Origin of the sequence: Clostridium sp. CCUG 7971, from assembly GCF_017590215.1 — a bacterium.
Lineage (GTDB): Bacteria > Bacillota > Clostridia > Peptostreptococcales > Peptostreptococcaceae > Faecalimicrobium.
Genome location: NZ_JAFFPK010000125.1, coordinates 1 through 8,692, shown reverse-complemented (window position 1 = coordinate 8,692; position 8,692 = coordinate 1). Strand labels below are relative to the sequence as shown.

At 27.6% G+C, this 8,692-nt stretch carries 8 protein-coding genes, 1 tRNA gene and 1 pseudogene; all 10 read right to left on the bottom strand.

Annotated features, from left to right (window positions below):
* Positions 1-220: 220 nt before the first annotated feature.
* The 10 genes and pseudogenes from nhaC to hcp all read right to left on the bottom strand — a co-directional run bounded on the left by nhaC (position 221) and on the right by hcp (position 8,553).
* Positions 221-1,641, bottom strand: a pseudogene (gene nhaC / locus JWF52_RS15150) (Na+/H+ antiporter NhaC).
* Between the two features lie 292 nt (positions 1,642-1,933).
* Positions 1,934-2,314, bottom strand: coding sequence for a 3-aminobutyryl-CoA ammonia lyase (gene kal, locus JWF52_RS15145; RefSeq protein WP_208334372.1), 381 nt, complete (start codon positions 2,312-2,314; stop codon positions 1,934-1,936).
* Positions 2,315-2,475: 161 nt separating this feature from the next.
* Positions 2,476-3,318, bottom strand: coding sequence for a 3-hydroxybutyryl-CoA dehydrogenase (locus JWF52_RS15140; RefSeq protein WP_208334371.1), 843 nt, complete (start codon positions 3,316-3,318; stop codon positions 2,476-2,478).
* Positions 3,319-3,392: 74 nt separating this feature from the next.
* On the bottom strand, positions 3,393-3,566 hold the full coding sequence (locus JWF52_RS19890; protein ID WP_502711264.1) for an enoyl-CoA hydratase-related protein: 174 nt from the start codon (positions 3,564-3,566) through the stop codon (positions 3,393-3,395).
* Between the two features lie 7 nt (positions 3,567-3,573).
* Positions 3,574-3,762 (bottom strand): enoyl-CoA hydratase-related protein, encoded by a 189-nt coding sequence (locus JWF52_RS19885; RefSeq protein ID WP_502711263.1) that lies wholly within the window; start codon positions 3,760-3,762, stop codon positions 3,574-3,576.
* A 473-nt stretch (positions 3,763-4,235) separates the two neighbouring features.
* Positions 4,236-4,979: a hypothetical protein gene (locus tag JWF52_RS15130; protein ID WP_208334370.1), complete on the bottom strand. Its 744-nt coding sequence runs from the start codon at positions 4,977-4,979 to the stop codon at positions 4,236-4,238.
* A 125-nt stretch (positions 4,980-5,104) separates the two neighbouring features.
* Positions 5,105-5,761, bottom strand: coding sequence for a pentapeptide repeat-containing protein (locus tag JWF52_RS15125; RefSeq protein WP_208334369.1), 657 nt, complete (start codon positions 5,759-5,761; stop codon positions 5,105-5,107).
* A 65-nt stretch (positions 5,762-5,826) separates the two neighbouring features.
* Positions 5,827-5,902: transfer RNA gene (locus JWF52_RS15120), tRNA-Met, on the bottom strand.
* Positions 5,903-5,984: 82 nt separating this feature from the next.
* The gene (locus tag JWF52_RS15115; RefSeq protein ID WP_208334368.1) at positions 5,985-6,758 is read right to left on the bottom strand and encodes a YdcF family protein; all 774 of its coding nucleotides are present in this window, start codon (positions 6,756-6,758) and stop codon (positions 5,985-5,987) included.
* 133 nt (positions 6,759-6,891) lie between these two features.
* Entirely contained in the window at positions 6,892-8,553 is a 1,662-nt protein-coding gene (gene hcp, locus JWF52_RS15110; protein ID WP_208334367.1) for a hydroxylamine reductase, read from the bottom strand.
* Positions 8,554-8,692 lie beyond the last annotated feature (139 nt).

Genomic DNA, 8,692 nt, shown 5'->3' with positions numbered 1-8,692 from the left:
GGCGGATTAGGCTTTTAATACTCTTTTTTATTTGTACGATACCTTGTGAAATATATATATCATTAAAAAATAATAATAATTTAAATACCTTAAATTTGCTTCTAAACTTAATAATGTTAATATTAGGTATTCAAATGGTATTATATCCATCTATATTTAATTAGAAATACTAAAAGACCTGATTTAAAAATCAGTCTTTTAGTATTTCTAATTAAATATATTATATATTAGTATCTTTTACTTCTTCAGGCGGTAACTTTTCCATCGTTATTCCTGTAGCCGCATAGAATAATGATACTAATGGATTTATTAAATTTAAAAATGCAAATGGTAAGTATGCAAATGGATGAATTCCTAATGTAACCCACATATAAGCACCACATGTATTCCATGGAATAAGTGGTGATAAAAGTGTACCACTATCTTCTAATGCTCTTGATAAATTTTTAGGATGTAATCCCCTTTTTCTATACTCATCTTTGTACATCCTACCTGGTAAAACTATAGATAAATATTGTTCTCCTGTAACTAAGTTAGTAAACAAACAAGAAAATATTGTAACAAATACAAGACCAAAAGTCCCTTTTGCGAATGTTAAAAGTGCATTAGCTATAGCTTCTAACATTCCTGTTTTTCAAGGATTCCTCCAAGAGTTAAAGCACATAGTATAAGAGAAACTGTCCACATCATACTATCTAGTCCTCCACGAGTTAAAAGCGCATCAACTTCTGAAATTCCAGTTGTTGATTCAAATCCATAATGAGCCGCATTTATTATTGATTTTAAATCTGCACCTTGGAATATTGCAGCAAACAGTCCTCCTAATAAAGTACCTATTACAAGACCTGGTATAGCAGGCATTTTAAACACAACCATAAGTATAACTATAACTGGAGGTATTAATAATATTGGAGATAAAGTATTAAATGCTCCTTCTAAAGCATTTCTAATAACTTCTATTTGAGTCAAATCTAACTCTTTACCTGCATATTTCATTCCTATTACTCCATATAAAACAAGTGCTATTAATAAAGCAGGCCCTGTAGTATAAATCATATGTTTTATATGTTCAAATAATGTTGCACCTGCCATAGCTGGTGCTAAATTGGTAGTGTCTGAAAGTGGAGACATTTTATCTCCAAAATATGCTCCAGATATTATCGCTCCTGCTACAAGAGGAGCAGGCATTCCAAGACCTTGACCTATTCCAATTAAGGCTATGCCCACTGTACCTGCTGTAGTCCATGATGAACCAGTAGCTAAAGATACTATTGCACATATTAATGTAGTAGCAACTAAGAATATTCCTGGAGATAATATCTTTAATCCCCAATAAATCATTGCAGGAACTGTACCACTTAATATCCAAGTTCCTATTAGCGCTCCAACTATCATAAGGATCAATATAGCTTGCATCGCCATTTTTATAGTATCTAAAACTCCTTCTTCCATTTCTCTCCATGTAAATCCTAATCTAGTAATGCCTATAATTGCTGCTACAACAGCTCCTAATATTAGTGGAATATGAGGGTCTGCACCTAATTTAACTAGTGAATAAGCTAATACTGCAATTAAAAATATTATTGGTATTAATGCTTCACATAAAGTTGCTTTCCTTTTGGTTTTTGGTTTTGTATCCAAATTACTTCCCCCTAATTTAAATTAACAGAATATTTAATATCTTCTGTTAATTAATTATATTTATATTTTCTATTTTTATTACATACTTCTATTGAATATTTCAACTTAGAAGAATACTTGATGTTACCACTTCAAATTGAGTCTTTCATATACCAAAAAATGTAAAATACCAGAAACTATAAAATTTGAAATTTCTGGTATACTTTACTTCAAAAATATTATTTACTCCTATATCAAAGTCAAAATATGATCTATTATGCCCTTATCAAACACTTCTATTTCTGGATTATTCCTAAGACCTTTGTTTATATTTAGGTACTACACAAGTACCACTTGCTTTGCATACAACTACTGGTTCTAATAAATAATCTGCTGCTGATTCATTTATATCTGTTCTTGTTATAACCACTTTTCTAGCTTCAAATTTCATTTTTCTTGAAGTTGTTCCAAAACCAATTATTTCTCCTATTACTTCTATATAATCCCCTGCATAAACTGGAGCAATAAACTCTACCTCATCATAAGATTTAAATAATCCTTCATCTCCATCATTTCTTATTAATAATTCAGTGGCTACATCTCCAAATAATTGAAGTATTTTAGCTCCATCTACTAAATTACCACCGTAATGTGCATCATTTAATCCCATTCTCATTCTTAAAGTACATTTCATATACATATCCCCCCTAGCTTTGAAATTACTTATTTTTTAGTCTATTTATTAATTCTTTTACTGCTTTATTTACATTTTAATCTTTCTTATTCGTCTATTCCATGTGCAATAGGTAATGTTTCATTTTGTGCAAAGACTCTATACATTTGCTTTAATAATTCTTATTTATACTCATAAAATCCCTTGTTAGTTTTTCTTCCTAAAAGTTTAGCTCTTACCATTTTTTTTAGTAATGGGTGAGGTCTATACTTTGAATCTCCAAATTCATTGTATAAAACTTCCATTATATTTAAACATACATCTAAACCTATAAGGTCTCCCAAAGCTAAAGGTCCTATAGGATGGTTTGCACCTAATTTCATAGCCTGATCTATATCAGAAGCTGTTGCTACTTTGTCTGCAAATATACCTATGGCTTCATTAATCATAGGCACTAATATTCTATTCACTATAAATCCTGGTGCTTCATTTACTGTTACAGGCGTTTTTTGTATTTGATTAGATAGGTTAAAGATAGTATTATGAGTTTCTTTTGAAGTGAACATACCGTCAATTATTTCTAATAATTTCATAACTGGAGCTGGATTGAAAAAATGCATTCCGATTACTTTATCGGGTCTTTTTGTACTAATTGATATGTCTGTTATTGATAATGAAGATGTGTTTGTTGCTAGTATTGTTTCTTTTTTACATATATTATCTAGTTCTCTAAAGATCTCTTTTTTTTCATCTATATTTTCAACTATTGCCTCTATTACCAAATCACAATCTCTTGCCTTATTTATATCTGTTGTTATTGTAATATTTGATAATATTTTTAATTTTTCTTCTTCTGTTAGTTTTTCTTTCGCAACACTTTTTTCTAAATTTAGTGTTATAGCATTTACTGCTTTTTCTATGCTTTCAATATGCAAACTTCTAATGACTACTTCATTATTATTAGATGCTAAGACTTGAGCAATACCACTACCCATAGTTCCACTTCCTATGACCATTACTTTCATAAAATACCCCCTATTAAATTTTAATTTTTGCTTGTCTTTTTTCTAAAAAAGCACTCATACCTTCTTTAGGATTATCATTTGAAAAACATAAGATTAATTAAATTTATTTCATAAGCTTCTTTAGCTTTTCCTGTACCTACTAACCTTGCTAATCTTTGTGTTCCTGAAAAACCGGGTATAACTCCAAGACCTACTCCCGGCTGTGAAAATTTTGCTTTTAAACTTGCAATTCTAATATCACAACTCATAGCAAGTTCACAACCTCCACCCTAACACAAAGCCATTCATATCTGCTATTATTGGCTTATCTAAATTTTCTATCCTTCTAAATAGATCACTTCCTTTTTTAGAGAACTTTCTAGCCTCTTTAACGCTCATGTTTTTCATTGCTGATATATCAGCACCTGCTACAAATGCCCTACCTTGTCCAATTATTATGTCCACATAAAGTTCTTCATTTTATTTAAGTATATCTATTGCTTTATCTAACTCACTTAACAATTCTTCATTTAATGAATTTAAGTATTTTTCTCTTTCTATTTCGATAATATAAATGTTATCTTTTTTCACATATTAAATTATTAAACATTTATAGACCACCCTTATCTTCTATTTAATAAAGCATATGAAGATAAATATATATATATGATAAATAAATAATTTTTTGTATAAAATTTTAAAATTTATTATATAATTTATCGAAATAATGTATACATTAAATAAACTAAAGATCCATCTATTCAATAATGAAATGTAAAAGTCAGTATACAAACTCTGTGTCAAAATTTGTATCCCGATTTTTATCCAACTGGTAAAAAAATCTACCCTAGCATGTCTTTATCGAATTTTGATATATCTTCTAAATTATTAATAGCTATTCCTATATGATCAACGTTTAATTTAATAAAACATTAAACCTAAAAAGTAAAATCAATAGCTAAGCTATTATCCAATATTAAAATAAACTTTTCATACTCGCAATCTAAGATTTCTTTAATCTCATAAGCTCTATAATCATCTATTAAAGTTTTAATACCTTCTTCACTTCTAGATAAATTTTCTAATTCTTTACTAGATTCATATACTTTAAGTAGTTTCTCTACTATCTCCATAGTTTTATCATCTAAAAATATTATTTTTCTAACCTTTAGATTAGTTGATTTATATCTTTGTATTCTATCAATAGACATATATTTTAGTAAATTTTTTACACTTTTTGTGTAGGTTTCTTTCGATAATATAGGCTTTACTTTATACTGTTTATACCAATTATAAGATTTAACTATTCCTCCTGTATCATATATTTTTTTTAATAACTCTATATTATTTTTAGAAATAGAATTAAATTTATATCCATCTATACTTTCACCAAATCTCTTTAGCATATGATATTTTCCATTTATGTATTTTCCTAATATCCAATATCCTTCTATGTATTCCTGTGTGTAGTCTAGTTGACAATGAATCTCTCCTCTAGACTTAAAGTTCCAATGGTCAGATATTCTTAAGCTTCCTTCTGGTTTATGAGTCCAAGATATATCAAATGTATTGTAGTAAGTGTCACTATAGGGGCTTTTAACTATATTTTCAAATTTATTTATTTCTTCTATTACTTGTTTAGGCATTATTTTAGATTTTTGAGCTATTAATATACTTTTCATCTAAATCTCCTTATATTACTATAATTTAATATTAAGTTTTCCAATTAATATTTAATTATTTCTAAATATTGATAATAAATAAAAAATACCACTAATATTTAAATATTGGTGGTATTCTTTATTTATTATATAAGTTCTTCTTTTTTATAATTTTCTATAGCTCTTATTACATAACTTAATGTACAGAAATCTCTATCTAGATTTGCCTCTATAAAGTTTAATCCTCTTATTAATGTATTTTCATCGAAGTTTTGTAATAAAATCATTGTACTTATTGGACTTATACTTCCATCCTTTGTATCTAATACTCTTGAATTCTTTATGAACTTATTATTCATAGCTGATTTAATTGCATTTTCAAGATTTTCATTTATGTTTAATTCTGGTATTTCATCAAATACTATAACATCTGAGTTAGATATGTTTAAATTTATAGCTTTACTTATATTTGTACATAAGAATATAGTATTTTTAAATTCAGCACCCTTAAAATCTACTCCATCTAAATTAGCACAATCAAATACTACATCTTCAAATTTTGCCTTTTTAAACTTACTCTTTTTAAAATTTGTTGCAACAAACTCCGCTGATTTAAAACTACATCCATAGAAATTGCATGATTTAAAATGAGCTCCTCTAAAGCTTGTATAATTAAAATTTGATCCCGAGAAATCACTATTATAACAATTACTTCTTTTTAAATCTTTATACATAAAATTTTTATTTAATTTTTGTATATTGTTATAGTTGAACTTACCATTTATTTTTTCATTTGCAGACATTTTTTCCTCCGTTAATTAAAAAACTCTTATATCAATGGATATAAGAGTTATATTTATGCTTATATTGGTTGCGGAGGCAGGACTCGAACCTACGACCTTTGGGTTATGAGCCCAACGAGCTGCCAACTGCTCCACTCCGCGATATTACACTTTCTTCTTATTACTTAAGTATATAATATCACACTTATTATAATATAGCTACACTTATTTACTTTTTACAAATTTAAATACAATTAGATATTCTAAATATCATAGATTTTATTACATATATTATCATAGCTGGGTATTCTCTAACTGTATAGTAAAGACACCCTGATAATGAGCTTGGTGATGATAGTCCTTCATTTTCTAAACCTAATATATATGCTATAATTCTTGACCTAAGCAAATGATAGTCATTAGTAACAATAAGTATTTTTTCTTTAGTTTTTCCTTTTAATATTTGCTTGCTATATACTATATTTTCAAAAGTTGTACTTGATTTATCTTCTTTAATAATTTTTTTTGAATCTGCACCTTTATCTATTAAATATCTATACATTGCCTCAGCTTCAGATATAACTTCATCCTTACCTTGACCACCCGATACTATGATTTTAATTTCTTTATTTTTATTATAATATTCAAGAGCTTTATCTAGTCTTACCTTTAAGGTTTTTGATACTTCTTTTCCATTTATAGCAGCACCTAAAACTACTAAGTATTCTATATTTTTATATGATTTTACATTTTTATTTTGATTGATATTTATAAAAATTGCACTCTCTATTATTAGAAATGTTGATACAAATATTATTATAATGGTTTTATAAATTTTATATAATATATTTATCAATTTAATATTTTTATTATATGTTACCTCTTTAAATATTTTTACTCCATAAATACTCCACATACCAAATATAAGAATTATTGATGATAAGCTTAATCCCCATTCAATTACCAAAAATATATTAAAAGCAATTATACTAAATATAATATAACAGTCTTTTTTCATATTTTGCCTCTTTCATTTTTATCTTTATTTTATAATATATAAATAATTTTTTCAAATTTTAATATATAAAAAGTACTAGTATAATACTAGTACTTTTTATATATTAAAATTAATTTAATTATAAGGTTTCAATTTATATACCTTGTTGTAAACAAGTTTTTAAATCATCATCAGGCGTGCTTATAGCTTTTAAGTTAAATGTATCTATTAAGTATTGAAGTACATTTGGACTTAAGAAAGCAGGTAATGACGGTCCAAGAAAAATGTTTTTTATCCCTAAAGATAATAATGCTAATAAGTCTGCTACAGCTTTTTGCTCATACCAAGATAAAATTATAGATAATGGTAATCCATTTACGTCAGTATCAAAAGCATCAGCAAGTGCTGTAGCAATTCTTACTGCTGAGTAAGCATCATTACATTGTCCTACATCTAACAATCTTGGAAGACCTGCAACTTCTCCAAAATTCAATTTATTAAATCTATATTTTCCACATGCTAGAGTTAATATTATGCAATCCTTAGGTACTTTTTGAGCAAATTCAGTATAATAATTTCTACCTGGTCTTGCTCCATCACATCCACCTATTAAGAAGAAGTGTCTTATTTTTCCATCTTTTACTGCATTAACTATAGTTTCTGAATTACTTAAAGTAGCATGATGTCCAAACCCAACCAGTATTTCATGCGGTTCTTCATCTTTTTCAAATCCACCTGATTCTAATGCTTTATTTATTATTTCACTAAAGTCCTTTTTTCCTTCTGAGTCTTTGCCTATAAATTTAACTCCATCCCATCCAACTACATTTGTACTAAATATTCTATCTTTATAAGAATCCCTTGGTCTCATAAGACAGTTAGTAGTCATAAGTATACACCCTGGTATGTTATCAAATTCTTTTTGTTGGTCTTGCCATGCACCACCAAAATTACCTACAAGATGAGAATATTTTTTCAACTCTGGGTATCCATGGCAAGGTATCATTTCTCCATGAGTATATATATTTATGCCCTTACCTTCAGTTTGTTTAAGTATCATTTCAAGGTCTTTCAAATCATGACCTGAAACTATTATAAATGGACCTTTTTTAATATGTACATTTACTTTATGAGGTGACGGATTTTTATATACTGTAGTATTTGCTTCATCTAATTTCTGCATAACAGCTACACTCATATCTCCAGCTCTCATAGTCCATCTTATTAAATCTTCTAATGTTAATGTATCATCTGTGGTAGCTTCAAGAGCTCTAAAATAAAAATTATCTACTTGATCACTAAAGTATCCTAATTCTCTTGCTTGATGCCCATATGCACTTATTCCTTTTAAGCAATATACTATAGTCTGTCTTAAAGAGCGTATATCTGCATCTAAATCTTGATCATACATTATACCAGATTTTTTAGAGTCTTTAAGCATTTCTGCTTTAGTTTCACTTAAATTATACGTGGCATGATCCGTAGTATTTTTAATGCTTCCTACTTTACTTCTTAGTGATTCTTTTATCTTTTGAGATTCTCTTAGTAACTCTACATGTACGTCTGCATCAAAGTTAACATTTGTTAGTGTTGTAAATAAAGAATTTTCTACAGATCTAACTATATCTTTGTCTATATTTTCCCCTTTTTCTATAATTTCTTTTGCATAACAACTTATTCCTTTTACTTGATATATAAGTAAATCTTGCAGATTAGCTATTTCTGGTGTCTTCCCACAAACACCCATCTTAGTACATCCCTTACCACCTACAGTTTGTTCGCATTGGTAACAAAACATTGGATATTCCATATCCATACCTCCTGAAGATATAAATTATTCTACTAATTACTTGCATTAGTATTATTTGGAATATTAATTTTTTTATTCTATTTAATATGTAAAGCATATTTTTTATAAACATTCTAATATAATAAAAAGTCTATAAATAGATACT

Coding starts and splice junctions, on each gene's coding strand:
- kal (WP_208334372.1), bottom strand. CDS start 2,314: ATGAAATGTACTTTAAGAATGAGAATGGGATTAAATGATGCACATTAC.
- JWF52_RS15140 (WP_208334371.1), bottom strand. CDS start 3,318: ATGAAAGTAATGGTCATAGGAAGTGGAACTATGGGTAGTGGTATTGCT.
- JWF52_RS19890 (WP_502711264.1), bottom strand. CDS start 3,566: ATGAGTTGTGATATTAGAATTGCAAGTTTAAAAGCAAAATTTTCACAG.
- JWF52_RS15130 (WP_208334370.1), bottom strand. CDS start 4,979: ATGAAAAGTATATTAATAGCTCAAAAATCTAAAATAATGCCTAAACAA.
- JWF52_RS15125 (WP_208334369.1), bottom strand. CDS start 5,761: ATGTCTGCAAATGAAAAAATAAATGGTAAGTTCAACTATAACAATATA.
- JWF52_RS15115 (WP_208334368.1), bottom strand. CDS start 6,758: ATGAAAAAAGACTGTTATATTATATTTAGTATAATTGCTTTTAATATA.
- hcp (WP_208334367.1), bottom strand. CDS start 8,553: ATGGATATGGAATATCCAATGTTTTGTTACCAATGCGAACAAACTGTA.